Annotated in this window: 27 protein-coding genes; 11 read left to right on the top strand and 16 right to left on the bottom strand. The window is 55.6% G+C overall.

Annotated elements, in window-relative coordinates; all coding sequences use genetic code 11:
- Window positions 1–59: 59 nt before the first annotated feature.
- The gene (locus tag CA264_RS15775; protein ID WP_025608353.1) at window positions 60–1,085 is read left to right on the top strand and encodes a DUF6268 family outer membrane beta-barrel protein; all 1,026 of its coding nucleotides are present in this window, start codon (window positions 60–62) and stop codon (window positions 1,083–1,085) included.
- A gap of 90 nt (window positions 1,086–1,175) precedes the next feature.
- On the opposite strand, the gene ppk1 is transcribed toward CA264_RS15775, so the two are convergent.
- The 4 genes from ppk1 to CA264_RS15755 form a co-directional block, all read right to left on the bottom strand.
- Window positions 1,176–3,290, bottom strand: coding sequence for a polyphosphate kinase 1 (ppk1, locus tag CA264_RS15770; protein ID WP_025608352.1), 2,115 nt, complete (start codon window positions 3,288–3,290; stop codon window positions 1,176–1,178).
- Between the two features lie 45 nt (window positions 3,291–3,335).
- Window positions 3,336–3,830: a SixA phosphatase family protein gene (locus CA264_RS15765; protein WP_025608351.1), complete on the bottom strand. Its 495-nt coding sequence runs from the start codon at window positions 3,828–3,830 to the stop codon at window positions 3,336–3,338.
- Between the two features lie 201 nt (window positions 3,831–4,031).
- Entirely contained in the window at window positions 4,032–5,219 is a 1,188-nt protein-coding gene (gene hflX, locus CA264_RS15760; protein ID WP_025608350.1) for a GTPase HflX, read from the bottom strand.
- A gap of 3 nt (window positions 5,220–5,222) precedes the next feature.
- The gene (locus CA264_RS15755) at window positions 5,223–5,957 is read right to left on the bottom strand and encodes a c-type cytochrome (RefSeq protein ID WP_025608349.1); all 735 of its coding nucleotides are present in this window, start codon (window positions 5,955–5,957) and stop codon (window positions 5,223–5,225) included.
- A gap of 153 nt (window positions 5,958–6,110) precedes the next feature.
- Between CA264_RS15755 and rfbC the strand changes: the two genes are divergently transcribed.
- The gene (gene rfbC / locus CA264_RS15750) at window positions 6,111–6,653 is read left to right on the top strand and encodes a dTDP-4-dehydrorhamnose 3,5-epimerase (RefSeq protein WP_025608348.1); all 543 of its coding nucleotides are present in this window, start codon (window positions 6,111–6,113) and stop codon (window positions 6,651–6,653) included.
- 99 nt (window positions 6,654–6,752) lie between these two features.
- On the opposite strand, the gene CA264_RS15745 is transcribed toward rfbC, so the two are convergent.
- Window positions 6,753–8,042, bottom strand: a complete 1,290-nt coding sequence (locus CA264_RS15745; RefSeq protein WP_025608347.1) for a UDP-N-acetylmuramoyl-tripeptide--D-alanyl-D-alanine ligase — start codon at window positions 8,040–8,042, stop codon at window positions 6,753–6,755.
- A 171-nt stretch (window positions 8,043–8,213) separates the two neighbouring features.
- Here CA264_RS15745 and CA264_RS15740 point away from each other — a divergent pair, with 171 nt between their 5' ends.
- Together CA264_RS15740 and CA264_RS15735 are read left to right on the top strand one after the other, a co-directional pair.
- The gene (locus CA264_RS15740) at window positions 8,214–10,460 is read left to right on the top strand and encodes a T9SS type A sorting domain-containing protein (protein WP_025608346.1); all 2,247 of its coding nucleotides are present in this window, start codon (window positions 8,214–8,216) and stop codon (window positions 10,458–10,460) included.
- A complete protein-coding gene (locus CA264_RS15735; RefSeq protein ID WP_025608345.1) occupies window positions 10,460–10,843 on the top strand; it encodes a hypothetical protein in 384 nt (127 codons plus the stop codon). Before CA264_RS15740 ends, CA264_RS15735 begins: the two co-directional genes overlap by 1 nt.
- Window positions 10,844–10,943: 100 nt before the next feature.
- On the opposite strand, the gene rimO is transcribed toward CA264_RS15735, so the two are convergent.
- The 7 genes from rimO to CA264_RS21895 all read right to left on the bottom strand — a co-directional run bounded on the left by rimO (window position 10,944) and on the right by CA264_RS21895 (window position 15,100).
- A complete protein-coding gene (gene rimO / locus CA264_RS15730) occupies window positions 10,944–12,257 on the bottom strand; it encodes a 30S ribosomal protein S12 methylthiotransferase RimO (protein WP_025608344.1) in 1,314 nt (437 codons plus the stop codon).
- 3 nt (window positions 12,258–12,260) lie between these two features.
- Window positions 12,261–12,803, bottom strand: a complete 543-nt coding sequence (locus CA264_RS15725) for a carboxypeptidase-like regulatory domain-containing protein (protein WP_025608343.1) — start codon at window positions 12,801–12,803, stop codon at window positions 12,261–12,263.
- A gap of 8 nt (window positions 12,804–12,811) precedes the next feature.
- The gene (ftsY, locus tag CA264_RS15720) at window positions 12,812–13,771 is read right to left on the bottom strand and encodes a signal recognition particle-docking protein FtsY (RefSeq protein ID WP_025608342.1); all 960 of its coding nucleotides are present in this window, start codon (window positions 13,769–13,771) and stop codon (window positions 12,812–12,814) included.
- A gap of 114 nt (window positions 13,772–13,885) precedes the next feature.
- On the bottom strand, window positions 13,886–14,038 hold the full coding sequence (locus CA264_RS15715) for a DUF4295 domain-containing protein (RefSeq protein ID WP_007652248.1): 153 nt from the start codon (window positions 14,036–14,038) through the stop codon (window positions 13,886–13,888).
- Window positions 14,039–14,040: 2 nt separating this feature from the next.
- On the bottom strand, window positions 14,041–14,229 hold the full coding sequence (gene rpmG, locus CA264_RS15710) for a 50S ribosomal protein L33 (protein ID WP_025608341.1): 189 nt from the start codon (window positions 14,227–14,229) through the stop codon (window positions 14,041–14,043).
- A 320-nt stretch (window positions 14,230–14,549) separates the two neighbouring features.
- The gene (rpmB, locus tag CA264_RS15705; protein ID WP_025608340.1) at window positions 14,550–14,789 is read right to left on the bottom strand and encodes a 50S ribosomal protein L28; all 240 of its coding nucleotides are present in this window, start codon (window positions 14,787–14,789) and stop codon (window positions 14,550–14,552) included.
- 134 nt (window positions 14,790–14,923) lie between these two features.
- Entirely contained in the window at window positions 14,924–15,100 is a 177-nt protein-coding gene (locus CA264_RS21895; protein ID WP_157593714.1) for a DUF5522 domain-containing protein, read from the bottom strand.
- 140 nt (window positions 15,101–15,240) lie between these two features.
- On the opposite strand from CA264_RS21895, the gene CA264_RS15700 reads away from it, so the two are divergent.
- The 4 genes from CA264_RS15700 (at window position 15,241) to CA264_RS15685 (ending at window position 19,163) form a co-directional block, all read left to right on the top strand.
- Window positions 15,241–15,546: a hypothetical protein gene (locus CA264_RS15700; protein WP_025608339.1), complete on the top strand. Its 306-nt coding sequence runs from the start codon at window positions 15,241–15,243 to the stop codon at window positions 15,544–15,546.
- Window positions 15,547–15,669: 123 nt separating this feature from the next.
- A complete protein-coding gene (gene rocD / locus CA264_RS15695; RefSeq protein WP_025608338.1) occupies window positions 15,670–16,911 on the top strand; it encodes an ornithine--oxo-acid transaminase in 1,242 nt (413 codons plus the stop codon).
- A 197-nt stretch (window positions 16,912–17,108) separates the two neighbouring features.
- The gene (locus CA264_RS15690) at window positions 17,109–17,846 is read left to right on the top strand and encodes a hypothetical protein (RefSeq protein WP_036776985.1); all 738 of its coding nucleotides are present in this window, start codon (window positions 17,109–17,111) and stop codon (window positions 17,844–17,846) included.
- Window positions 17,847–17,987: 141 nt separating this feature from the next.
- Window positions 17,988–19,163: a DUF4407 domain-containing protein gene (locus CA264_RS15685; RefSeq protein WP_025608336.1), complete on the top strand. Its 1,176-nt coding sequence runs from the start codon at window positions 17,988–17,990 to the stop codon at window positions 19,161–19,163.
- 91 nt (window positions 19,164–19,254) lie between these two features.
- Here CA264_RS15685 and CA264_RS15680 read toward each other — a convergent pair whose 3' ends face one another.
- Window positions 19,255–19,941 (bottom strand): haloacid dehalogenase type II, encoded by a 687-nt coding sequence (locus CA264_RS15680; protein WP_025608335.1) that lies wholly within the window; start codon window positions 19,939–19,941, stop codon window positions 19,255–19,257.
- Window positions 19,942–20,157: 216 nt separating this feature from the next.
- Between CA264_RS15680 and CA264_RS15675 the strand changes: the two genes are divergently transcribed.
- Window positions 20,158–20,940, top strand: coding sequence for a sterol desaturase family protein (locus CA264_RS15675; protein WP_025608334.1), 783 nt, complete (start codon window positions 20,158–20,160; stop codon window positions 20,938–20,940).
- 106 nt (window positions 20,941–21,046) lie between these two features.
- A complete protein-coding gene (locus CA264_RS15670) occupies window positions 21,047–21,508 on the top strand; it encodes a YybH family protein (protein WP_025608333.1) in 462 nt (153 codons plus the stop codon).
- Window positions 21,509–21,543: 35 nt separating this feature from the next.
- On the opposite strand, the gene CA264_RS15665 is transcribed toward CA264_RS15670, so the two are convergent.
- Entirely contained in the window at window positions 21,544–22,170 is a 627-nt protein-coding gene (locus tag CA264_RS15665) for a hypothetical protein (protein ID WP_025608332.1), read from the bottom strand.
- A gap of 108 nt (window positions 22,171–22,278) precedes the next feature.
- Window positions 22,279–23,646 (bottom strand): mechanosensitive ion channel family protein, encoded by a 1,368-nt coding sequence (locus CA264_RS15660; RefSeq protein WP_025608331.1) that lies wholly within the window; start codon window positions 23,644–23,646, stop codon window positions 22,279–22,281.
- Window positions 23,647–23,888: 242 nt separating this feature from the next.
- Here CA264_RS15660 and CA264_RS15655 point away from each other — a divergent pair, with 242 nt between their 5' ends.
- Entirely contained in the window at window positions 23,889–24,419 is a 531-nt protein-coding gene (locus CA264_RS15655; RefSeq protein WP_025608330.1) for a DUF2911 domain-containing protein, read from the top strand.
- Window positions 24,420–24,453: 34 nt separating this feature from the next.
- Here the strand turns inward: CA264_RS15655 and CA264_RS15650 are convergent, their stop codons facing one another.
- The gene (locus CA264_RS15650) at window positions 24,454–25,401 is read right to left on the bottom strand and encodes a glutamate--tRNA ligase family protein (protein WP_025608329.1); all 948 of its coding nucleotides are present in this window, start codon (window positions 25,399–25,401) and stop codon (window positions 24,454–24,456) included.
- Window positions 25,402–25,468: the final 67 nt, after the last annotated feature.

Here is a 25,468-nt window from a genome sequence, read left to right as displayed (position 1 = left end):
AACGTGCCGCGCAATTACGCGGAACGTGGCTTTTACAGCCTTACTGCAACAATAAAACTATGGAAATACGCAAACTATTGGTTGGCGCCTTAGTCCTGCTATGCCTTACGGAGCAGGCGCAGGCGCAGACACCTGATACAGAGACATTAGAAGAGTACGCTACCCCCGGGGTGATTGGCATGGGCCGGAGCCGCGGCGTGGTGGTAGGATATGAGCGACTGCCCGGCTTTAAGATTGATTCTGAGTCGGACGACCCTAGGATAGGCGACGGGAGCGCCCGTGTGGAACGGCATAATAAGTTCTTCGTGCGGGCTTTTGCACCGATCGTTAACAAGCCGCAAACCAAAGTCATACTGGGCGTAGACTATAGGCTGGAGGAGTTTAATTTTGAGAGCGCCGGTACCAACTCCTACGGCCTGTACCGCTACCTGGAAGACAAGAACATGAAGAGCTTGGGGCTGCAGATTGCTTACCTGCACTCGCTTAACGAACGGAACTTCTACCTCGTTCGGGTGAAGGGGGAGCTTAACGGCGACTACACCCGGGACAACGTTAACATACCGGACTACCTGAAAATGACCGTGGACCTGGCCTACGGCTGGAAAAAAACGCCGACCTATGCCCTGGGCGTTGGCCTGCAACTGGGGTATACCTACGGGCGCCAGAGCGTGTATCCCGGCATCCTTTTCAACAAGACCTTTAACGACAAGTGGGGGGTGGAGTCCATCTTCCCGGCTAATGCCCGCATCCGCTTTAACGCCAACGAGAAGACCCTGCTCTATGCCGGCTATCGCCTGGAGGGGGCCAGCTACAACATCCGTGCGACTGAGACAGTACTGGCTAACTACGGAGAAACAGAGCTGCGCCGCACCGATATCAAAGGGCTGGTGAGGCTGGAGCGGGAGATTTACGACTTTGTGTGGTTTGCTGTGGAAGGAGGCTTTAGGCAGTACTACCGCCACCGCCTGTTTGATGAGGTTGGCTCTCGCGATGAGCTAATCACCAACGACCTGGCTGGCTCCGGATATGTAGGGGTGGAACTCTACTTGGTGCCGCCGCGCAAATGGGTAGAACGTAACAATTAAAGCAAGGCAGCAGCCAAAAAAAGGCAGCGGGGCCAGCTATTTAGTATAGCTGGCCCCGCTGCCTTTTTTACGGTGTGGTTACAAAGTATACTACTGCTCTTCCTCGCTTCGCTCACAGGCCGTTTCCGGGGTGGGCGGCACCAGTTCGCGCAGGTAGTTGTAAATCGCATACTGTGCCCGCACGTGGGTAGGTGCATGCGGTTTAATGTAGCTGTTGTCCACGCTGCGGGTTTTCGTGTCGTCGGCCAGTTGCAGGTCAATGATGGTGCGGATTTGCTGGGCCAGGTCCTCCTGGTAGATGGGGAAGGCCACCTCCACCCGGCGGTTCAGGTTGCGTGTCATCCAGTCGGCGGAGGCAATGTAAAGTTTCTCCTCCCCGTTGTTGTGGAAGATGTACACCCGGGCGTGCTCCAGGTAGCGGTCCACAATGCTTCGGACCTGTATGTTCTCACTCAGCCCCTCCACGCCCGGCACCAGGCAGCAGATGCCGCGCACCAGCAGCTGTACTTTTACGCCCGCCTGGCTGGCTGCGTACAGCTTCTTGATCATGCGCTCATCCTGCAGGGCGTTCATCTTTAAGGTCACCCGTGCAGGCAGTCCTTTCTTCGCATTCTTTATCTCCTGGTCTACCAGCTTTGCAAAGCCCTGGCGCATGTTCAGCGGGGCCATCAGCAGGTGCTCAAACTCTTTATCCGTCTGTTTATCAATAAAGAAGTTGAAGACCTGCTCCACGTCTTTGGTCAGGCGCTTATCTGAGGTAAACAAGGCGTGGTCGGCGTATACTTTGGAGGTCTCCTCGTTGTAGTTACCGGTACTCAGGTAAGCGTAATTTACCAGCTTGCCCCTCTCGTTTCGGGTAATGAGGCCGAGCTTGGAGTGCACCTTCAGGTCCTGTATGCCGAAGATTACGTTGGCCCCGGCTTTCTGCAGCTTGCCCGCCCAATAGATGTTGGACTCCTCGTCAAAGCGGGCCTTCAGCTCCACGACTACCGTGACCAGCTTCCCGTTTTTAGCGGCTTTTGCCAGTGCCTTGGCTACTTTCGATTTGTTGGCCACCCGGTACAGCGTTGCACTGACAGCGGTTACTTTCGGGTCTACGGCCGCCTCCTCAAACAGGCGAAGCACATAGTCAAAGGACTGGTACGGGTAGTGGACCATGTAATCCCGCTCCTTCATGGCGGCCAGCATTTTCGGCTCCTGCTCCAGCTGCGGGTGCACCAGGGTAGGCTGCGGTTTATACTTGAGGTCGGGCAGGTTGAAGTCCGGAAACTGGAAGAAGTCGCGGAAGTTGTGGTACTTGCTGCCCTCCACCAGGGCCTCCTCGGTAATGCCGGTGTGGGCCATCATCCTGTCCAGCAGGTCCTGCGGTGTTTCAGGGTCGTAGAGCAGGCGGGCGGGGTAGCCGGTTTCGCGCTTCTTCAGGCTGTTGCGTATCTTGGCCATCAGGTTGCCCGACACCTCCTCCTCAATGTCCAGCTCCGCATCCCGCGATACTTTCACGGCATGGGCATCAAACGTACTGTAGTTCGGGAAAAGGCGCGGCAGGCAGAAGCGGATCACGTCATCCATAAACATCACGTAGCGCTGGTCGCCTACGGTGGGAAGCTTTACAAAGCGGGTCCCGTGCTTCTTTGTCGGGATTTCGAGCATGGCGAAGCGCTCCGGCATGCAGTCTGCCGCTGTCGGCTCCCACATCTTCACACCGAGGTACACCGTCTGGTCCTTCAGGAAAAGGTGCGTTTCTGTCTCATCCAGGATGATGGGGAGTAGCAGTGGCTCCAGCGTTTTGTCAAAGTACTCCTGCACCCATGCTTCCTGCCCCGGGTTAAGGTCGTGCTCGGTGAGCAGGTGGATGTCGTGCTCGCGCAGGTCCGCAAGGATTCCGTCCCGGAACACCTCCCCGAGCTCCTGCTGCTGCCGGTGCACCTCCGCCATTATCTGGTCCAGGGTCTCGGTAGGGTCTTCCTCCAGCTTCTTACGGGTTTTCTTCTTGAGCTTGATGAGGCGCTTGAGCGTAGCGACCCGGACCTTGAAATACTCATCCAGGTTGGATGAGAAAATGGCCATAAATTTTACGCGCTCCAGCAGGGGCACGCTTTTGTCTTTGGCCTCCTGCAGTACTCTATAGTTAAAGGCGAGCCAGCTCAGTTCTCTGTTAATAAACGGATAGGCTGTCTTAGCTTCCTTTTCTTTCTCTTTGTCCATGTTGATAAAGTGTTTGCACCAACAGCCGGGGCTGTGGCGAAAGGGTTACCTGTGGTTCTTCGGGAAATCGTAGAACAGCAGCTTTGCGTTGTCTTTGGCGATGTCGTACCAGCTGTCGCAGTTGAACTGCAGCCCTGTCACCCCCGTCGTTGCCATGCTCGGCACCGGCTCCGGCGATAGCAGGTTGGCAAAGTCCGACACCGCCTCGTTGTGCCCCACGAGCAGCAGGGTGCCTATTTCGGCGGGTGCGCTCTGCACCACCTCCAGCAGGTCCTCTTCGTTGGCGCCGTACACGCGGGTGTCTACCACAATGTCATCGGCATCGTAGTCCAGCTCTTTGCCCACGAGGGTGGCGGTGCTGATGGCCCGTACGGCCGGGCTCGAAATGATCAGGCCCGGCTCAACGCCCCGCGAAGCCAGTTCCTGCCCCATGAGCGGGGCATCGTGGCGGCCGCGCTTGTTCAGGGGGCGGTCGTGGTCGCTGAGCTCGTCAAACTCCCAGCTCGATTTGGCATGCCTTAAGATGTATAGCGTTTTCATACTGATTCTACGTTCTTGTGCCTCCCGCGGCCCTTTAAAGTCGCAGGTATGGCTTTGCTACTTACTGCAAGTGTGGGTAAATAGTTGTGTAGGGGAGGCGATGCGCGGGCCGGGCGGAGGCAGCAGGCCGTAAAGCAAAAAGACCATGGCTGCCGGGGCAAACCATGGTCTCTGATGTTATTTTCTATACTTCGCCGGGCGCTACACGTTGTTCGGGTAGCGCTGGTAGTGAATCTCGGCGACACGGCGCTGCAGCTCTTCCCGCAGGGCGTCAATGTTCATCCTGTCCGTGGCGGAGATAAACATGGCCGGAGCGTGCTCCTTGGCCATATAAGTGGCTTTCAGGTCTTCCAGGGAAGGGCGTGCCGCCATATCCTCTTCCTGCAGCTCCTGCTGGCGCCTCTCCAGGTACAGGTCTATTTTGTTAAATACCAACAGCACCGGCTTATCGGCGGAGTTAATGTCTTTCAGGGTCTCGTTCACAACCGCGATGTGGTCCTCGAACGAAGGGTGCGAGATATCCACCACGTGCACCAGCATGTCCGCCTCGCGTATCTCATCCAGGGTAGACTTAAATGACTCGATGAGTTTGGTGGGCAGCTTCCGGATGAACCCTACCGTGTCGGAAAGCAGGAAGGGCACGTTGTCGAGTACCACCTTGCGCACCGTGGCATCCACGGTGGCAAACAGTTTGTTCTCGGCAAACACCTCCGACTTAGAGAGCAGGTTCATCAGCGTGGATTTCCCTACGTTGGTATACCCCACCAGCGCCACGCGCACAATGCCAGCGCGGGCTTTGCGCTGCTCAAAGTTCTGTTTCTCGAACTTCTGCAGGCGCTCGCGCAGCAAGGAGATTTTGTCGCGCACAATACGGCGGTCAGTTTCAATCTCCGTCTCACCAGGTCCTTTCATGCCGATACCGCCTTTCTGCTTGGATAAGTGCGTCCAGAGGTTGGTCAGGCGCGGAAGCAGGTACTGATACTGTGCCATCTCCACCTGGGCGTGCGCCTGGGCTGTTTTGGCCCTCAAGGCAAAAATGTCAAGTATAAGTAAGCTGCGGTCCACGATTTTTACCTGCAGCTCGCGCTCTATGTTGCGCACCTGCGAGGGGCTCAGGTCATCGTCAAAGATAACCATATCCACCTCGTGCTCCTTTACATATGCCTGGATCTCATCCAGCTTGCCGCTTCCCACGAAGGTGCGGACGTCTGGCTTGTCGAGCTTCTGAACAAAGCGTTTAAGTGTTTGTGCTCCCGCCGTTTCCGCAAGAAAGGCAAGCTCGTCGAGGTATTCCTCCGTCTGCTCTTCGGTTTGGCGGTAATGAGGTACGGCCACCAGCACGGCAGTCTCCTGCGGCTTGGAGGTTTCGTAGAATTTCTGTTTAGCCATTCATTATTTTTTTAACGTCATGGTATAGGCGGCCAGTGCTTCAGCTTCCTGATCGGATAGCTGTCTGCCAAAGGCAGGCATCAGGCCGCGGCCATTCTCGATTACGTTTATACGGTCTTTTAGGCTGAGGTTACTTACCTGCAGGTTCGCTGCCCCGCCCAGCCCCTTGGTGCCGTCTGCCCCGTGGCAGGTTTCGCACAGCTGGGTGTAGATGGCCTTGGCGTTCGACAGCTGGCCTTCGCCCATCGCCTCCACAATCTCCTCGTGCGCCGCCGCAGACTCGCTCAGCCCGGCATCGCCTGTCTCTGCGGCGTCTGTCTCGGGTGTTTTGTTGCCCTCAGGGGTGATGGTGGCGTTTTCGATTGGTCCCGGCTTCTGCATTGTCAGGCTTTTGGTTTCGGCCATGCCGTACACGTACAGGAAAATCAGCACCGCCAGCACCGCCAGTACCTTGCTTTCGCGCTTAATGCCTACTATGCCTAACGGGATGGCCACAAGAACGAGTACAACTTTCACGATTAGCCAGCTCGGCACCCCATTGTAGTTAAACAGCAGATACCCGCCCGTGATCAGGATCAGCGTTCCGAAAATGATGTCCAGCATCTTGGTTCTGCTGCGGGCCTTTGCCAGGGTTTCGTGCTTATTAAGCAGCAGCAGTACCGTTTTGAAAGCGAACAGGAGTAGGAATAATATAACGACCAGTACGTGCGTGTGCAGAAATGCGACAGTTGCTTGCATGTTGTTGTACTTTGTTGCTTACCAAAGGTGGATGAAAGGGTGCAATTTACTCTAAATTTTCCGATGCTACCGCTAAAATGGCTAACTTCGCACTTTTTAGGCGGATGTGCTATTATACTTCTGGCACTGTGGCACGCCTGTACGTATCACATTATGGATTACAGACTTTTTCAAATTGAAGGGCTGATTGAGTTTCAGCCGCGCATTTTCAGAGACGACCGCGGGTATTTTACCGAAACCTTCAGCCAGAGGTGGTTTGAGCCTTTTGGCCTTACCCCTACCTTTGTGCAGGACAACCAGTCAGTATCCAGAAAAGGAGTACTGCGCGGGCTGCACTTCCAAAAGCCGCCGCACGCGCAGGCTAAGCTCGTGCGGGTAACAAGTGGAAAGGCGCTGGATGTGGCGGTGGACCTGCGCAAAGGCTCCCCGACCTATGGGCAACATCAAGCCTGCCTGCTGGAGGCCGACAAGCAAAACCTGTTTTACATTCCGGATGGGTTTGCCCACGGCTTTGTAGCCCTGGAGGACAACACGACTTTCCTGTACAAATGCACTGACTTCTATGCCCCCGAAACAGAAGGCGGTATCCTCTGGAGCGATCCGGCCTTAGGCATAGACTGGGGGGTAGCGCAGCCGCTGATATCGCCAAAGGATGAGGTGCTGCCCTTGCTGCAGGATTTCGCTTCACCGTTCTAAGGACGCCTGGCGGAGGAGATAAAGCGGAGGTCTGGGCAACATGTTGCCCAGGCCTCCGCTTTATCTTTACGGGCACTCTGAGAGCGCTTTGCGACAGGGTTAACCCAGTTCAGCTGTCAGTGTTTCCAGTCCCATACCCCGGGAGCCTTTAATCAGCACATAGCTTTCGGCGATCGGGTTTTTGCGCAGCCATGTTTGCAGCTCAGGCTTGGTTTCAAAATACAGGAAGTCTTCGCTTACCTCGGCTGCGTACTTCATGTGTTTGCCGCAAAGTATAACCGTGTCAAAAGGCTGTTCGGCTACCACTTCACCTAATAAACGGTGCTCCGCCTCGCTCTCGGCGCCCATCTCAAACATATCTCCCAGTATGACCACCTTGTGCTGGGCCTTCATGTTTCCGAAGTTGCGCACTGCCGCCGCCATGGAGGTCGGGTTGGCATTGTAGGCATCCAGAATGATGGTATTGCTGCCCTGCTGCAGCACCTGGGAGCGGTTGTTTACCGGGCTGTAGCGCGCAATGGCTTCGTTTGCCTGTTGCAGCGGCACTCCAAAGAACTTACCGATGCAGGCTGCCGCCGCCATGTTCTCATAGTTGTAACTACCTACCAGCTGCGTGTGCACCACATGGCCTTCCTCATCTCTGTACACAACGTAAGGCGATGCTTCGAGCAACTCGCTGTGGTAGTAGTCGTGGGGTGCAGGGTAAGTGATTTTGTTCTCGATGCGGCGGGCCATGCGCATCAGGTGCTCGTTGCCCGTGTTGATGAAAACGGTGCCGCCGTGCTGGTCCAGGTGCAGGTACAGCTCGCTTTTACCCCTAGCCACGCCCTCCAGGCTGCCAAAGCCTTCTAAATGCGCCTTCCCGATGTTGGTAATGAGGCCATGCGTGGGTAAAGCTATGGCAGAGAGCTGCGCGATTTCGCCAATGTGGTTGGCCCCCATCTCGATGATAGCCATTTCGTGCTCCGGCGTAATGCGCAGCAGCGTGAGTGGCACGCCGATGTGGTTGTTCAGGTTGCCCTGCGTGTACAGCACGTTGTACTTCTGGCTTAGCACTGCGTGAACCAGCTCCTTAGAGGTGGTTTTGCCGTTAGAGCCCGTGATGCCGATCACCGGGATGCTGAGCTGCCGGCGGTGGTGGCGGGCCAACTCCTGGAGCGCCAGCAGCGTATCTTCCACTACAAAAACATTATCAGCGGCCATGCCTGGGTCGTCTACCACCGCGTACCTAGCACCTTTCTCCAGGGCCATCTGTGCAAACTTAGCCCCCTTAAAATTGGGGCCATTCAGGGCAAAGAACATGCTCTGGTTCTGCTCCGCGCGGGAGTCCGTGCTGACATGGTGGCATTCGAGGTACCTCTGGTATAGAAATTCAATGCTGTTCTGCATGAAATGTGTAATTTTAGCTTAGTCAGATGCTTTTCAGGGGGCGTAATTCGTTCAGAACATAGCGGCCCCTCATGGCGGCAATATACACCCAAATAGACAAAAACGACAGTGGGCGGTCTTCCGTTCTCTAAATAAGAGCACAGCCGTGCCCAATGGCAAACCGATACCTGCATGAAACACTTCTTTACTGCACTGTTCATACTTCTAGTAAACGTTACTGCTCATGCGCAACAGGAGCCGCTCCGGTTCCGCATGAGCCAGGCTGTACCTGTGGCCACGCCGGCGGGGCAGTTATCCGACCCCTGGAGCGGCGGCCTGAACACGGCCCAATTTTCCACAATTGACCTTAACCAGGATGGGCAGGAGGATCTCTTTATCTTTGACAGGCAGCAGCAGAAAATATTTACCTGGCTGGCCGTGCAGGAGGAGGGGGAGTGGCGGTACAGCTACGCGCCGGCCTACGAGGCGTTCTTCCCACAGGGCCTGAGCTATTGGGCGCTGCTGCGCGACTACAACTGCGACGGCCTGAAAGACATCTTTACCAGCTCACCGCTGGGCATACAGGTTTTTAAGCAGGAGCCGGCGGCGGAAGGGCAGCTGAAGTTCTCGTTGGCCACCGATGCCCTTCGCTACAACTCCGGAAGAGTAAATATGCAGATGAACAGCGCCGATGTGCCCTCCATAACCGACATAGACGGCGACGGCGACCTGGATGTGCTGCTGGTGGAGTTCTCGCAGGGATTTTTTATGGAGCTCTACCGCAATACCCAGGCAGAGGAGCAGCAGCCCTGCGGCACCCTAAACTTTGTGCAGCAGACGGACTGGTGGGGAGGTATAACCGAATGCGAGGGCTGCAACAACTTTAAGTTCGGGGAGCACTGTTCCGAGAACGAGGGCGAAAGTATCGCATCGCCTATGCACTCAGGCCACGACGGCTCCTCTTTGCTGCTCCTGGATATGGATGCCGACGGTGATAAGGAGTTGGTGATGGGCGGGGTGCAGTGCGAAGACCTGGTGCTGATGGAGAACGAAGGCAGTAGCGGCAATGCCGTGATGAAGGGGGTTGACCCGCTTTTCCCGAAGGACCGGCCTGCCAACTTCAACATCTATCCCGCCGCTTACTACGAAGACCTGACGTTTGACGGCGTACCCGACCTGCTGGTGGCCCCGCAGGCGTATCAGGATGTCCGGTTGATGGACTTTGAGCGCTCTAACTGGCTGTACCGAAACCAGGGAGCGGTGGATAACCCCGACTTCAGCTTTGTGCAGGACGACTTTCTGCAAGGCCAGATGCTGGACCTGAGCGAGGGGGCCTTCCCGGCCTTTGCTGATATGGATGCCGACGGGGACCTGGATATGCTGATCGGTAACAACGCCGATTACCGTAACGACATGTACAGCGCCTCCCTCAGCTTTTACCGCAACACCGGCACACCCACTACGCCAGCGTATGAGTTGGTGACCGATGATTTTCTGGGCCTGCACAGCCAGCAGGTGTACAACCTAAAGCCTGCCTTTGCCGATCTCAATGGCGATGGCGCTACAGACCTGATCCTGACGTTTAAGGGCGTAAAAGCAGGTTCTACGCGCATCGCGTACTTGCAAAACCTGGCCGCTGTCCCCAACCAGCCCGCCGCATACGACCTGGCGTACCTGCAGACGCTACTATCTGTAGCCGATGGCTCCTCACCTGCCTTTGCTGACCTGGATGATGATGGGGACCAGGACCTCGTGCTGGGCAAAGCGGCCAGCAACCTTGAGTTTTACCGCAACACCGGCACAGCCTCAGCCTCAGCCCCTGCCTTTACGTTGGAGAGTGAGAGTTTTGCAGGTGTTGGCTTTAACTTCAGCCGGCGCTATGTGTACCCAGCTCTTTACGATGTGGATGGAAACGGCAGGATCGACTTGCTGACCACAGACGAGAGCGGCGAAGTACGTGTTTATCGTGATGTGACGGAAAATCTGGCGGGTACTTACAGCGCAGAAACCGAACTGCTGGAAAACGAGCTGACACAGCAAGTGCAGGCTACGCGGCTGGGGCAGGGCCTCAGCATAACCGCGGCTCCCCTGGGAGGAGAAAACAAGCTGTTCCTGGTGGTGGGTACGCAGGGTGGTGGGCTGTACCTGCTGGAGCAGACAGCCGGCAACACCGCCCCCCCTGGTGCAGGCGACACCCTGGCGCTAAAAGTATACCCTAACCCGTATGGCAGGCAGAGCGAAGAGCCGGTGAGCGTAAAGGCCACGGCACCGGTGCAGGTGGAGCTGTACAACATGGTCGGGAAGCGCGTGTACCAAAGCAAGGGCAGGTACAGCCGCACCCATACTTTACCTGTGCAGGGGCTGCAGGCAGGCATCTACATCCTCCGGGCAACTTCGGATGGCGGCGAGCAGGTTTCCTCTAAGCTGATGGTACGCTGATGCAGGCTTTCCTTTACATCGATTTAGCGGCGAATAACGCCTACCGGAAGCCGGTGGTGGAGCTGGTACAGAAAGCCTTGCCAACCGTTACTGTACTGGACCTGGATAGCCGCTCAGATGAGCTGTTACAGCACTATGCGCTGCGTTTGTTGCGCGAGGCGGAACGCACGGTCGTGTGCATTAAAGCGGATGATGGCGCAGCGGGTTTGGGTAACTTGATGCCGTTGCTGGAGGAGCTCTTTCAGGAGGGCAGGCAGCGGTTGGTACTACTGCAGGGGGAGCACCCGCGCCTGCAGCGTATCTTCTCTGTAAGGCCGCATGTAGCGTTTAAAGCTGTTGGAGCAGGAGAGGTGCCGGCAGAGGTGAGCGCTTTTCTTCTGTAGCGGTTTTGGCTGGAGGCTGCGGCACTAAAACAAAGCGGCCCGACAAGTATAACCTGTGCCGGACCGCTCCGTGTACTTATGTTAATCGTATCTCTAAAGACTAGCTTACTACTTCCCCGTACAGGTCAAAGTCGGAAGCGTCTGTAATCTTCACGTTGGCGAAATCGCCGAGGCGCACGTAGTTGCTGTCGGCAGGCACCAGTACCTCGTTGTCTACCTCGGGAGAATCGTACTGCGTACGGCCCACGAAATAGCCGCTCTCCTTGCGGTCGAAGAGTACTTTGTAGGTGTTGCCGATCTTCTCTTCGTTCATTTCCACCGAAATGCCCTGCTGCAGCTCCATAATGGCGTCTGCACGGTCCTGCTTCACCTCCTCCGGCACGTTGTCCTCTAAGGTGTAAGAGTGCGTGTTATCCTCATGCGAGTACGTAAAGATGCCCAGCCTGTCGAAGCGTGTCTCTTCTACCCAATCGTACAGCTCCTGGAAATCCTGGTCTGTCTCGCCCGGGTGGCCGGCAATTAAGGTGGTTCTTAGAGCGATGTCCGGCACGCGCTGGCGGATCTGGTCTACCAGCTCAATGGTACGGCGCTTGCTGATGCCGCGGCGCATCGTCTTGAGCATGTTATCGGAGATGTGCTGCAGCGGCATGTCCAGGTACTTGCAGATGTTCTCACGCTCGTTCATCACATCGAACACCTCCATCGGGAACTGCGACGGGTAGGCATACTGCATCCTGATCCACTCGATGCCGTCCACGTCGGACAGGTTACGCAGCAGGTCAGCCAGCTTACGCTCTCCGTAATGCTGCAGGCCATAGTATGTTAAGTCCTGCGCAATCAGCACCAGCTCTTTGGTACCCATGCCTGCCAGGCGCTTCGCCTCACGCACCAGGTCCTCAATCGGGCGGTCTACGTGCTTGCCACGCATCAGCGGGATGGCGCAGAAGGAGCAAGGGCGGTTACAGCCCTCGGCAATCTTAAAGTAAGCAAAGTGCGAAGGCGTTGTCAGGAGGCGCTCCCCGATCAGCTCGTGCTTGTAGTCGGCCTCCAGCTTTTTGAGCAGCTGTGGCAGTTCCAGCGTACCGAAATAGGCATCCACCTGCGGAATCTCCTGCTCCAGCGAATCCTTGTAGCGCTGCGACAAGCAGCCGGTTACATACAGTTTATCTATCTGGCCCGCCTCTTTTGCCTCTGCATAGCGCAGGATGGTGTCGATAGACTCCTGCTTGGCATTGTCGATAAAGCCGCAGGTGTTTACGATAATGATGTTAGAGTCGTCGTTCTCAGACTCGTGCGCCACATCAAACTCGTTGGCGCGCAGCTGCCCCATCAGTACTTCCGAGTCCACCAGGTTCTTTGAGCAACCCAATGTAACTACGTTTACTTTATCCTTCTTAAGCGATCTTACTTTCACAGGTTAATAATTTGCCTTGTAATTGATTAGAAACTCCACGTCGGTTACCTGCCCCTCTTTTACCTCCACCGGGTTGATGTTCATCTCCCCATCGGAAAGGCTGGCGAACAAACCCTTTTCTTCTTTGGAGAAAAGGCTGTACATGCCGGGCTTCAGGCTAACCGCAAAGTTGCCATTAGCATCCGTAACAACGTGAGTAACTAAATTAGTTTGAATGTCGGTGTGAAAAACACCGTCTATGGTTTTCGCCTGGCTGCTGTTGGTCAGCTCATAGACATACAGGGTGCGTTGGATGCCTTTGCCTTTGCTTGGCGGTGCATCCGGTGACGGCATTTGGTTGCCGGCCTTCCACAGCACCTTTCCGGCTATGCCCTGTGTGACGGGAGCTTGCTGCTCCTGCACCGCAGCGTTCTGTTGCTGCTGCGATAGCGGTTGTTGCTCCTGGCTTTCCATCTGCTCTTGTTGGCTTTGCGTTTGATGGGCGGTTTTGGCGCCGCTACACTGCGATAACAGCAGTGCTAACGGCAACAGCAGGAGCTTGTCCATGGCACTGCTTATTTGCGTGAGAAGAAGGAGTCTACAAATTCGTTTTTGTCGAATAACTGTAGGTCCTCAATTTTCTCGCCAACCCCGATATACTTCACCGGGATCTTAAACTCATCTGAAATACCGATCACCACGCCGCCTTTGGCAGTGCCGTCCAGCTTGGTGATCGCCAGTGCCGTAACATCGGTGGCTTTGGTAAACTCGCGTGCCTGTAGCAGGGCATTCTGACCCGTGCTGCCATCCAGCACCAGCAGCACCTCATGCGGCGTGTCCGGTGTTATCTTCTGCATGACGCGCTTGATCTTGGACAGCTCGTTCATCAGGCCCACCTTGTTGTGCAGGCGCCCGGCAGTGTCTATGATCACCACATCGGCGTTCAGCTCCACGCCCTTCTTCACGGCATCGTACGCCACGGAGGCAGGGTCAGTGTTCATGCCATGCGAGATAACCGGCACGCCCACGCGCTCGCCCCAGATAATGAGCTGGTCCACGGCGGCGGCACGGAAGGTGTCGGCAGCGCCAAGCACTACTTTCTTACCGGCCTTGTGGAACTGCGCGGCCAGTTTGCCGATGGTTGTGGTTTTACCCACCCCGTTCACGCCCACCACCATAATCACGTAAGGCTTGATGTCTGCTGGCAGGTCGAAGTTGGCGCCGTCGCCGGCACGGTTCTCCTCCAGCAGGGCCGCTATCTCTTCGCGCAGGATATTGTCCAGCTCGTCGGTGCTCACGTACTTGTCGCGGGCCACGCGCTTTTCAATGCGGTCAATGATCTTCACTGTGGTTTCCACCCCCACATCGGCATGCACCAGGATTTCCTCCAACTCATCGAGCACCTCCACGTCAACGGTGGATTTGCCCATTACGGCTTTGCTTAGCTGGCCGAAAAAGTTGCTTTTGGTTTTCTCGAGGCCTTTATCCAGCGATTCTTTTTTCTTCTCTTTGCTGAAAAAGTCAAAAATTCCCATGCCGGTTTATGATGTAGGGTGAATGCTATCTCAGTGATACGGTAATATACTAAAAAAGTCCCAACAGTGGGACTTCTTCATGTAATCTATCTATTTGATGTAGAGTAGGCTGTATTACTTCTTAAGGAACTCCTGTACTTTATCTACAGGTACCATCTCCTCTTTAAAGCTGTAAGCACCAGTTTTTGGAGACTTCACAGCCTTGATCACTTTTGCCCAGTCTTTACCTGTAGCGGTCTTTAGGGTTGCAACTACCTTCTTAGCCATGGTTATTTAATTTCTTTATGTACAGTTACTTTTTTCATCACAGGGTTGTACTTCTTCAGCTCAAGACGCTCAGGAGTATTTTTTCTGTTTTTGGTAGTGATGTACCTTGAAGTACCAGGTAGCCCAGAAGCCTTGTGCTCTGTGCACTCCATAATAACCTGGATTCTATTACCTTTTGCTTTTTTAGCCATCTCGACAGTAATTTTTTATTTAGGACTGCAAATATAAAAGCTTAAATCTCTAATTACAAACAATGTATAAATTTTATTGTAGAATCTCCGATTGAGGCTTTACAATATTTACACTTGCCACACTGTGGCCCGCCTTCGCCTGCCTTCCGGCGGCAAAAATTGCGGGCGTTTAAAAAAACGGCAACGGAGCTAAAGCACGTACAGCTTCTCTCCGTTGCCGATGTTTTATTCTAAAGTACCAGATGGCTTTCCCGCTTTGTGCCTGTCGCCGAGCCGCTACTGGGGCCGCGAGGCAGGCAAAACCGGAAGAGATGCCATTACTAGTACATGATGTAGCCTTGCTCTACTGCTTTCTTCAACACTGAAGAAATACCATTCTTGTTGATGGTTCTCAGTGCAGAAGTAGAAACTTTCAGCGTTACCCAAGCATCCTCCTCTGGGATGTAGAAGCGCTTCTTCTGTAGGTTTGGATAAAATTTACGCTTCGTCTTGTTGTTAGCGTGAGAAACGTTGTTACCTACTTGTGGTCTTTTACCTGTTAAGTCGCAAACTCGTGCCATCTTGTATTCTTTTCTGGTTTATTTCAATAGGGGTGCAAATATCTATAAAAAGATACAGAATATCAAACGGGTATCTAAAAATTTCCTTCTGATGTGTAGGGAATGCTACGCAAAGCGGGTTTGGGTAACAGTTTTTATACTTTCTTCTGCTTGGCCCCGGCCTCCTGCTGCTCTTTGCGGAAGCCGTAGGGGCAGTTCCGGCAGCCGTTGCGGCAGCACCACCCGCGCTTGAGCAGGTACTTGGCCGTGAGCACCATCAGCCCCTGCTCGTTAAAGTAAAAATCCTCTCCCTCTGTTAGTTTCTGAGTCAAAGCTGTGTTTTCTGTTTCGGCGCAAATAACGCCAATAATCCGGCATCTGGCAAAAACAGACGCGCCAGGTACCTCTAACTGCGGTGCGTACGTTATAGTTCAGGGCCCCCGCGAGGCCAGCAAACCTAAACCTGCCGCCTATGCCACAGTACACTACCTTTAGCGAAGCCATCCGGGACATGCGCGAGCGCGGCTTCACCCGGACGTTCACCATTCAGCAGCAGGAGCTGTTCTGCCCCGACACCGGCAGCAGCCTCCCGCCCGAGCGGCTCACCCTTGTGGAGCACCACCGGGTGCAGGCCCCCGACACCCTGGAGGGCGAGCGGGAAGTATACGGCTTCCGCACCGATGACAATGTGCTGGGGCTGATGACGAGCACGTACGCCGCCTACGACCCGGCTGGCTTTGCGGCGGTTTTCGAGCGCTGCAGAAAGGGGCGGTCCTGAGCAGGCCGCCTGATTTGGGATGCCGCCACTAAATAGCTAAATTTGAAAACTATAAACCGTTTTACCTGTAATTGGAATTAAAACAGGCCACCGGCCTGCGATCACTGACGATAAACTAAAACTATGAGTACGCAAACCATTAACAGCAGCCAGGAGGCCATTGATATCGAGCACCAGTACGGTGCGCATAACTATCACCCCCTGCCCGTGGTCCTGAGCCGCGGCGAGGGAGTGCACCTCTGGGACGTAGAAGGCAAACACTACTATGACTTTCTGTCGGCTTACAGTGCCGTGAACCAGGGGCACTGCCACCCGAAGATCGTGGGCGCCCTGGTAGAGCAGGCGCAGCAGCTCACCCTGACCTCCCGCGCCTTTTACAACGATAAGCTGGGCCCGGCGGAGAAGTACATCTGTGAGTACTTCAACTACGATAAAGCCCTGTTTATGAACTCCGGTGCCGAGGCCGTGGAGACGGCGATTAAGCTGGCGCGCAAGTGGGGCTACATGAAAAAGGGCATTGCCCCGCACAATGCCGAGATAATTGTGGTGGAGCATAACTTCCACGGGCGCACGACGGGCATCATCTCCTTCTCCACCGATCCTGACTCCACCAAAGGCTTCGGGCCATATATGCCGGGCTATAAAGTGATCCCCTACAACGATGCGGATGCACTGGAGCAGGCGCTGAAAGAGAACCCGAACGTGTGCGGCTTTCTGGTGGAGCCGATCCAGGGAGAAGCCGGCGTGATGGTGCCCGACGAGGGATACCTGGCAAAGGCGCACGCGCTGTGCAAGGAGTACGACGTGCTGTTGATGGCCGATGAGATTCAGACAGGCATCGGGCGCACGGGCAAGCTGCTGGCCAGCTACTATGACGATGTAAAAGCAGACATACTTATACTTGGCAAGGCGCTTTCGGGCGGTGTGCTGCCGGTTTCCTGCGTGCTGGCCAATGACGATATCATGCTGTGCATCCAGCCGGGTGAGCACGGGTCTACGTTTGGGGGCAACCCACTGGCCGCCGTGGTAGCCATTGCTGCCCTGGAGGTGATCAAAGAGGAGAGCCTGACGGAGAACGCAAACAGGCTGGGAGAGCTGTTCCGGGAACGCATGCGCCGCCTGATGGACAAGCGCCCTGAACTGGTAACGCTGGTGCGCGGCCGCGGCCTGCTGAATGCAATTGTGGTGCAGCCAACCGCCGATGGCCGTACGGCCTGGGATGTGTGCGTGGAGCTGAAGAACCATGGCCTGCTGGCCAAGCCAACCCACGGCGATATCATCCGGTTCGCGCCGCCGCTTGTCATGACGGAAGAGCAACTGAACGAGTGCTGCGATATCATAGAAAACGTTATCTTAAGTTTCTAGAAAAGCGACACCCCTATTTTTAAAAGGCTGTGCCACTTAAGGTGGTACAGCCTTTTTTCTTCTTAAACTCTCCTTCTTCGGCCACAGGTGCAGTGTTTGTGCGTTACGGCTTCGTCTCCATCATCTGATATTTTACATGCTTCTGCTATGCTTATTAAAGTTATATCGTATAATGGAATAGGTAAAAATATAAAACTATGAGAAGGAAGTTAACAGCGGTGGCACTAGCTGCTTTGCTGGCGGTGCAGGCTTGCTCTGTTCCGCAGATGGCCGTAGAACCGACTTTTAAACAACAGGCACAGGAGCTGCCTATAGAAGGGCGTAAAACCTTTCAGCCAAACGGCAACTTCTCGATCGGAGGCTACACCGTTGCCAATGTGCACAAAGGCTGGAAGAGAAGCGGAGGCTTTAACCTGCTCGGCTATCAGAACCTAAAGTCGGGGCAGCAGTACGAGTTTAGCCTGCGTAACGGGCAAGGCAGGGAATGGTACGTGTTTGGCGCCAGCAGACTACACGAGAAGAACCTGGCTTCCAGCAACGGCATCAGCATCCGGATGGCTCCTAACCTGGAGTACTATACCTCCCACTTCACCTCTCCGGAAAGCGGCCAGTGGCACCTGCTCACCGCTGACCCCGGCCATTACCAGGACCGGAAGCGCTTTGAGGGGGAGCTGTCCAACGGCTCCACGACCTATACAGTGTCTCCGGTCTACAAGGTGGAGGGCAAGGGGCTGCCGTTACCAGACATTGTTGGGTATGAGTTTAAGTCAGGCACGGAAGTGCTGGGAGCAGTACAGGTGCTTAACAATGGCAAAGTATGGCTACAGCCTAACCTGAGCGCAGACACCCGCATGGTATTGGCAAGCGCCATGGCCTCTTTGTTGCTTTATGACAAGTTATACAGCTCTGATACTGGCATTGAACCAAATTCCTGATCGCTACTGTTGCCGTTTTTGTAGTAGTTATCTGGCTTTTAGTCGATTATGCTGCTGCGAAAGTATAGAATATGCTATGCCACACGTTATACCTGTATAGCTTTGCGCTAGCTTGTTTTTAACCCTCTTGATGAACGATACATGAAGCAGTTCTTTTGGTGGTGCGCCGGCGCCGACGATACTATTCTTGAAAAGTGCTCTAAATCTGAGCATGTGAAGTATGCCGGTGTGGGAGCCACCGTATTATTTACGGGCTTGCTGGCCAGCATCTCGGGGGGCTATGCACTGTACACCGTCTTCGGCTCCCTGCCGATGGCAGTTGCTTTCGGCCTGCTGTGGGGCGCGGTAATCTTTAACCTGGACCGCTTTATAGTTTCCACGCTGCGCAAAGAGGGCAAGTTCTGGAAAGAGCTGCTGCAGGTAATGCCGCGCCTCCTGCTGGCGCTGGTGTTAGCCGTCGTAATCTCAAAGCCGCTGGAGCTGAAGATCTTCGACAAGGAGATTCAGGCTGTGCTAAAGGAGAAGCAGGCGGAGCTGGCCATCGAGCACAAGAAGCTGGTTAGCCAGCAGTTTGGCGAAGTAGACTCCGTGAAAGCCGAAATCGCCGCTATTCGGCAGGAGGTGGCAGCCAAGCTGCAGGAGCGAAACCAGCTCTACAATGCCGTTGCCGCCGAGGCAGACGGCACAGGGGGTACGGGCAAAGTGGGCAGGGGCCCCATCTATGAGGAGAAGAAACTCCAGTACGATAAAGTGGACGAGGAGCTGAAGCTGCTGCAGGCAGATGCCCAGGAGCGGATTAACCAGCGGCAGCAGCGGATTACAGCACTCATGGGCCAGTACGACGCCACCGTGGCCGAGGGGCAGGAAAGCTTCTCGAACTACGATGGCCTGATGGCCCGAATCAATGCCCTGGACGAGTTGCCCTGGCTGCCGGTGTTCTTCATCACGCTGTTGTTTATATGCCTCGAAACGGCCCCTATCTTCACCAAGCTGATCTCTAACCGGGGCCCTTACGATGAGATACTGAAAGGAGTGGAGCACGAGCGCACGACGCAGGAAATGCAGCGCGTGGCCGAGCGCCAGAAGCAGTACGATACCCGTCAGGATGTGGCCGAGGCCAAGTTTGCATCGCGTCGCGAGTATGAAATGGACGCCAAGCGCGAGGAGGAGCGGATCAAATCGGATGCGCACCTGGAGGTGGTGCGCGAGTCAGCGGCGGTGTGGAAGCAGCGTAAGCTGGCCGATATCCACCGCAGCCCGGGTACTGCCGCCGAGATACTGAACGACAATGAGGAAAACGGCTACTACAAATGGTAGGCGTTTAGCCAAAGTATGAATAGTGTAAAAAGGCTGGGCCGTTGCGGTCCGGCCTTTTTTATGGAGGAATCTGGCGTTGTGTACACGTCGCTCAGGCTAGCCTTTCCAGCTGCTGTGCCAGCGCCAGCAGAGTAGGGGCCGTTAGTTCCGGCTCCGGAGCCAAAGGGTACAGCGCCTGACCGGGGCGGGAGATAAAGGCCGCACGCATACCGGCACGCAATGCGCCTGCCATGTCCCAGCCGTGGGCGGCCACCATCATCACCTCCTCCATTTCTACGCCCAGCTGGTCGGCGGCGTGCTGGTAAGGGCTGCGGTGCGGTTTAAACTTCTGCACGCTGTCCACGCTGAAGGTCTCCTCAAAGAAATGCTTCAGGCCCACCTGTTCCAGGTGCGGTATGCCGGATGCTGCCGGCGAGTTGGTAAGCGTGGCCAACCGGAAGCCGGCTGCCTGCAGCTTCTCCAGGCCGGGTACCACGTCGGGGTGGGGCGGCGTGTCGTTCACCATGCGCACCAGCTCCTGCTGCTTCTCCTCCGGTATGTCCTTGCCCAGGGCCTTTGTGATCATTTGCATGGCCGCCTGGCCCACTTTGCTGAAGTCGTGGTACTTACCCGTGCTGTTCTCCACAAGCGCATACTCCAGTAGGTAGGCAAACCACAGCTTAAACGCCAGTTCGTTGTCAAACGCCTTGTTCACGGCCTGCTGCATGTCAGACAGGTCCAGCAGCGTTTCGTTTACATCAAACAGCAGTACGGCCGGGCGTTTATTGGGGCTTTTCATGGAGTCAGGCATCGGGTTCAGGTTTAGTTCTTAAAACACATACGTAGCGGGCGGGCCTGTAGATATCGCACAACGCCACCATAAAACTCTTCCTGCCGAACGAAGAAAAGCCGGTGCTGATAAGGGTGAATAAACTTTTTGCGTGGAAGACCATGTTTAGCAAACAGCAGCTTTATACTTACTTGTAAGTATAAAGCATACTTAAGCTTTAACAGTATGGCGGAATCTAATTTGTTCTGGTGGTTTTACCTCCTGCTGGCCCTGCGCTACGTGGTTATAGCGGGGCTGGCCTTCCTTGTTTTCTATCTGCTGATGCCGCATCGGTTTCTGAAGCGGAAGATACAGGCGCTCTTTCCGAAGCAGAAAGATTATGTGCGGGAGGTCGGCTATTCTTTCTTTACCTTTCTGGTGTTTGCGCTGGTTGCCGTGGTCATTTCTTCGGAGGGGGTACTGCCGTACACGCAGATTTACCGCAGTGCGTCCGAGTATGGCTGGGGCTATTTTGTCCTCAGCGTAGCGCTGGCCCTGCTGCTCCACGACACCTACTTCTACTGGACGCACCGTATGATGCACCATCCCCGGCTGTTCAGGCTCTTTCACCTCACACACCATAAATCCACAAATCCCTCGCCGTGGGCAGCCTTTGCCTTCAGTCCGCTGGAGGCTGTGGTGGAGGCGGGCGTGATCGTGTTTATCGTGCTGCTGATCCCGATCCACAAGTACGCCATCTTGCTGTTCCTGCTCCTGATGACGGTCTACAACGTGTATGGGCACTTGGGCTATGAAATTTACCCGGCCTGGCTTGTGAACAGCAGAGTGGGGAAATGGCTAAACACATCCACCAACCACAACATGCACCACAAATACTTTAAAGGCAATTACGGCCTCTATTTCAGGTTTTGGGATGAGCTGCTCCACACCACGCACCCTAATTACGATAAAACTCTGGCAGCCCTCGTGGACCCGCAGCCGGAGGAACAGGCAGCGCAAGAAGTATAGAGCCGCGGTGCGCGGATAGGTGATAGCGGGGGAAGTCTTTGGACCAGTGTCTGCTTCTGTCTATATTGAAAGCTGAATCTATCCCGGGCATTGTCCCACTAAACGCATGAGAAAAACTATCCGCACCACGCTTTGCACATGCTTCGCCGTTGCAGTGCTGCTAACTGGCTGTAACAAGGCCGAGGGGCAGCAGGCAGAAGAGGCCAAAGCCGATTTTACACAGGTTATCCCTACGCTGGAGGCCATCACCGCCGACTGGAACAAAGGCGATCTGGATGCATTTTTAACGGTATACGACAGCGACGCCACCTTTATGCTGCCAAGCGGCCCGGTTGGTGTGGAAGAGATGAAAGGCTACTACCAGGAAGCCTTTACGGAAAGCGGCACGCCTACCTCTACCCTAAGCTTCGACAGCCTGGAAGTGCGCCCGCTGGGCGACCGGCACGCTCTGGTAACCGGCCGCTACATTCTCACAGCACAGGACGCAACGCAGCAGAGCGGCCGCTATTCCCTAGTGCTCGCCCACACCAACGGCAAGTGGCAAATCCTCCACGACCACTCCAACTAAAGCATACTTCAGGGGCTTTGGCCTAAGCCAAGGCCCTATTTTTTTGCATCGAAAGGGATAAAGCGGCCGTTTTGCATCACGTAGAGCGTTGTGCGGTTTTCTTCTATCACAGAGATGCCGTCCGTTGCCAGCGGTGCCCGCTGCTGGTTCCGGTTGTCCTGCACCAGGGAGTCTTTCGGGGCCAGCTTTAGCTGATAGGTGCTGTACCACTCCTCGTCCAGCTGCCGGGCCGGGTAGGAGGCCACTTTTACCTCCCGGGCCTGATCGGCATAGTCCAGGAACGCCAGGATGTGGACAGAGTCGTTCTGCAGGACCTGCACTGCATAGTCTAGAGAGCGGTTCCCGTTAAAGTTGCCGCGCACGAAAAGCGGGTTCTCCACCTGCAGGCGCTGGTTCATGATTGACTGGTCCGGGAGGGTGGCTATCCGCGCCTGCGGCTGTTTTTGCCCCAGCAAGGTGGTTAAGGTGTCTGGCACGGGGTAAAGGATCTTTCCCTCGTTGGTTGCCTTGGCCATACTATCCACAGAGGCTTTGGTGTTGGCATCCATCTGTTCGTCAATTAGCTCTTCGCTGGCTGTGCGGCCATAGTTGCCGTCGGCAGACTCGGAGCCGCAGGCGGCCAGGGCCAGAAGGCCGGCAAAAGCAATCGGGTATACTTTCATTTTGATCAGTTTCGGTTAAATGCTTGTAAGTTAAGGCTGAATGCTCCCTGTTTGAAATGACAATTGTCACCCTTCACAGAAAAGGACCAGTTAAAGTATGGCTGTTGTCTAGCCGTTGTCATTTAGGCTTGCCTCTACCGGCACGCCACCCGGGTTGATGAACTGCACCTGCTGGCGCGGATAGACCGGGATGATCTTCTCGAGGTACTCCGGCTTGTTCACCTCCATTGTAATGCGCACGGTGAGTTCGCTTTTCCATTTGCGGCGTTCGCGGGCGCCCACCAGGTAGCGGATGGTCACGTTGGTCCAGGAGTCGGCCAGGGAAATAAACACCTGCGGCTTGTCTGGTATGTCATAGTCCAGCCCGGAGCGCTGCAGGAGCTTTACGTAGTTGCGGGCGGGCTCCACCATGTAGTTTCCGAGCAGGTCCTCCGCAACCCGGCCCAGCACCGCCATCGAAAGCGGGATGTCCGACTCGTTTGCAACGGCGATGGCCAACTCATCCCACACATAAGGAAAGTCGCCGGTAAGGTTTGTGACGGTGCCGGTGAGGATCTCGTTGTTCGGGAAGGTAACCAGGCGGCCCGTTGGCTGTTCTGCCTGCACAAAGCCCGGCTGGTACGGGTCGCCGATTTCCCAGACAGTGGTCGTCAGGAAATCGATCCGGTACACATCTCCGAACACATCGCCTACCCGCACACGGTCGCCCACGCGGTAGTAGCCCTGAAAGGAGTTAAGGATCCAGCCGGTAAAGCTCTCGATCGGGGTTTGCAGCGACCAGGACAGCGCAAGGCCTATCAAGCCAAGTGAGCCGACCAGGGCCCGGATGTCGCCGGCCACCACGCTGAGCGCCACGCCTATCGCCAGCAGCCACACCGCAATAGAAACCAGCGAGATAATAGCCGAAGAGCTGCCCCAGCGCCCCAGCAACCGCCGGAGCAGAGCCTTTACGAGCCGGGCCACCACCCAGGCAAAGGCCAGGGTGCCGAGGGCGATCAGGATTTTGGGGAGGTTGTAGAGAAAGCTTTCCCACAGGTTCTGCAGGGCGCCTATGGCCTCGTCCGCCGATTCTTTGCTGGAGGGGGCGGTGGCTGTGTCCGGTGCCGCTTCGGTAACCGCTAAGTCCTCTACCGCTACCTGCTCTGTAATGGTAACCGAGTCGGTAGCGACGCTGTCCTGGGCCAGGCCCGCCTCGCTGGGGGCGAAGATCAGCATGATAAAGCCTGTTATGGCCACGGCCAGTATGGAGGCCTGCCGGAAGTTCTTCAGCCGGTTTTCGGCCCCCTTCACCGCCGAGCCAGGGGTTTTGCGCCTCCGTACCCGGTTCACTTTCCTTCCTCTTGTCAGTACACGCCCGTGGGTGCCGTTGTGTGTGCCGCTACGGGTATTGCTGCGGGTGTCGCTGTAGGTGTTGCTTTGTGTGCGGCGGGCGGTTGCTCTCGTGCGGTTTGTTTTCCGGTTGTTAAAGGCTGGCATAGGCGTTCTTCTTGTTTTGCACTGTATGGTTTAACGGGCAGGTGCAGGCTGATGTTAGCGCGCAGCAGTAAGCGGCGTGCGCTGCCTTAAGACCAGCCCTGCCGACTGCGGGCCTGAGCCATGCATTTTTCTTATTTGTATAAGTCCGGGAGTATTGTTGCTACTGCCAGTATATCAATTGGTTGTATTTTTTAGTTTGATTCTTTTTTATATCTTTAGCTGTAAATAAAACTATATAAACTATGAAAAGAACAAATGTGTTTTATCCCCTTGCTTTGCTGCTGTTCGGTGTTTTACTGGCGGCAAGTGCCAGTGCACAGGATTCCAAAGCGAACCGCCAGAGCCCCCCTGCCTCCGCCACCGGAAAGGTGGGCAATGCTACGGTTACTGTAAACTACAGCAGCCCCGCCGTTAAGGGCCGCGAAGTGTGGGGAGCCCTGGTGCCCTACGGAGAAGTATGGCGTGCCGGGGCGAACGAGGCAACAACAGTCGCCTTTGACCAGGATGTAACGGTAGAGGGGCAGGCACTGCCAGCGGGTACCTACAGCTTCTACGCCATACCCGGAGAGGAGGCATGGACCGTGATCTTTAACAAAGTAGCCAACCAGTGGGGCACGCAGTACGATGCGCAGCAGGATGCACTGCGCGTACAGGTGCAGCCGCGGCAGTCTGCCTCCATGAACGAGCGCCTGAAGTATGAGGTGACAGATGACGGGCTGGTGCTGATGTGGGAGAACCTGGAGGTGCCGGTAAGCATACAGGCCGAAAAGTAGGTATCGCTTGGTGCCTGAACAGCAGGAGCGGCAGCTACTTTCCGGTGGCTGCCGCTTTTGTGTGCAGGCTGTGCTGCGGCAGGTCCTCGAGGCGGAACCGCTGCAGGAAGTCTTTCGCACCCATGATGCCTTTATCCTGCCAGCCCAGCATGGCGGCCAATGTTTGCCAGAAAGCCTTGGGCGTAAGTCCGTTTTTGCGCATCTCTGATACAGAGAGGTCGTTATGCGATTTAGACAGCTTGCCTCCCTGCGGCTCCATCACAAGGGGGTGGTGCACAAACGCTGTATCCAGGAAAGCGGTCTCGTTAAGCTGCCGGGCCAGGAACAGCTGTGCGGCGGTGGAAGCCAGCAGGTCTTCGCCGCGCACGATGGTGTTGACCTTCATTTGCAGGTCGTCGGCGAGCGAGGCAATCTGGTAGGCAGGTATTCCTTCTTTGCGGCGCACCACGAAATCGGGCATCTCCCGGGCCAGGTCTACGGCGCTGATCGGCAGCAGGCGGTCGGCAAAGGTAATTACGGTGCCTTCGGGTACGTGGGCGCGCCAGGCGATTCCCGGTAAGTGCAGGGGCTGGCGCTCTACCCGGCAGGTGTGGAGGGCACAGGCACCGGTGGCCAGGCTGGCCAGTTGCTTACGGGAGCAGGGGCAGGCATACACCGCCCCTGTTTCCACGAGCCGTTGGAGCATGCGGTGGTACTGCGGCAGGCGCAGGTGCTGTGAGTAGTGCTTCAGGAAGTCTTCCGCGTCCGCGGGCCCTTCGTCGTAGTCCAGCCCCATAAAGTGCAGCAAGTCGAAAATGTCCTGCAGGTACTCCGGCCGGAAGCGTGCGTTGTCCAGGTCGTCGATGCGAAGTATAAGCTCGCCCCCTTGCTGCCGGGCCAGTGCCCAGGTAATGGCGAAGGAGAGGGCATTGCCCAGGTGCAGGTAGCCGCTGGGGGTAGGGGCAAGGCGTGTTCTTATTTTTTGTGGCTGCGTTTGCTGCATAACGTGCTGGTGGCTGTGCGCCGTAGCTAATTTATAGGATAAACTCCTATTCTACCAACTCGGGAAA

This window comes from Pontibacter actiniarum (genome assembly GCF_003585765.1).
GTDB classification, from domain to species: Bacteria; Bacteroidota; Bacteroidia; order Cytophagales; family Hymenobacteraceae; genus Pontibacter; species Pontibacter actiniarum.
The sequence above is the reverse complement of the archived record's forward strand: the minus strand, read 5'-3'. Positions and strand labels throughout refer to the sequence as shown.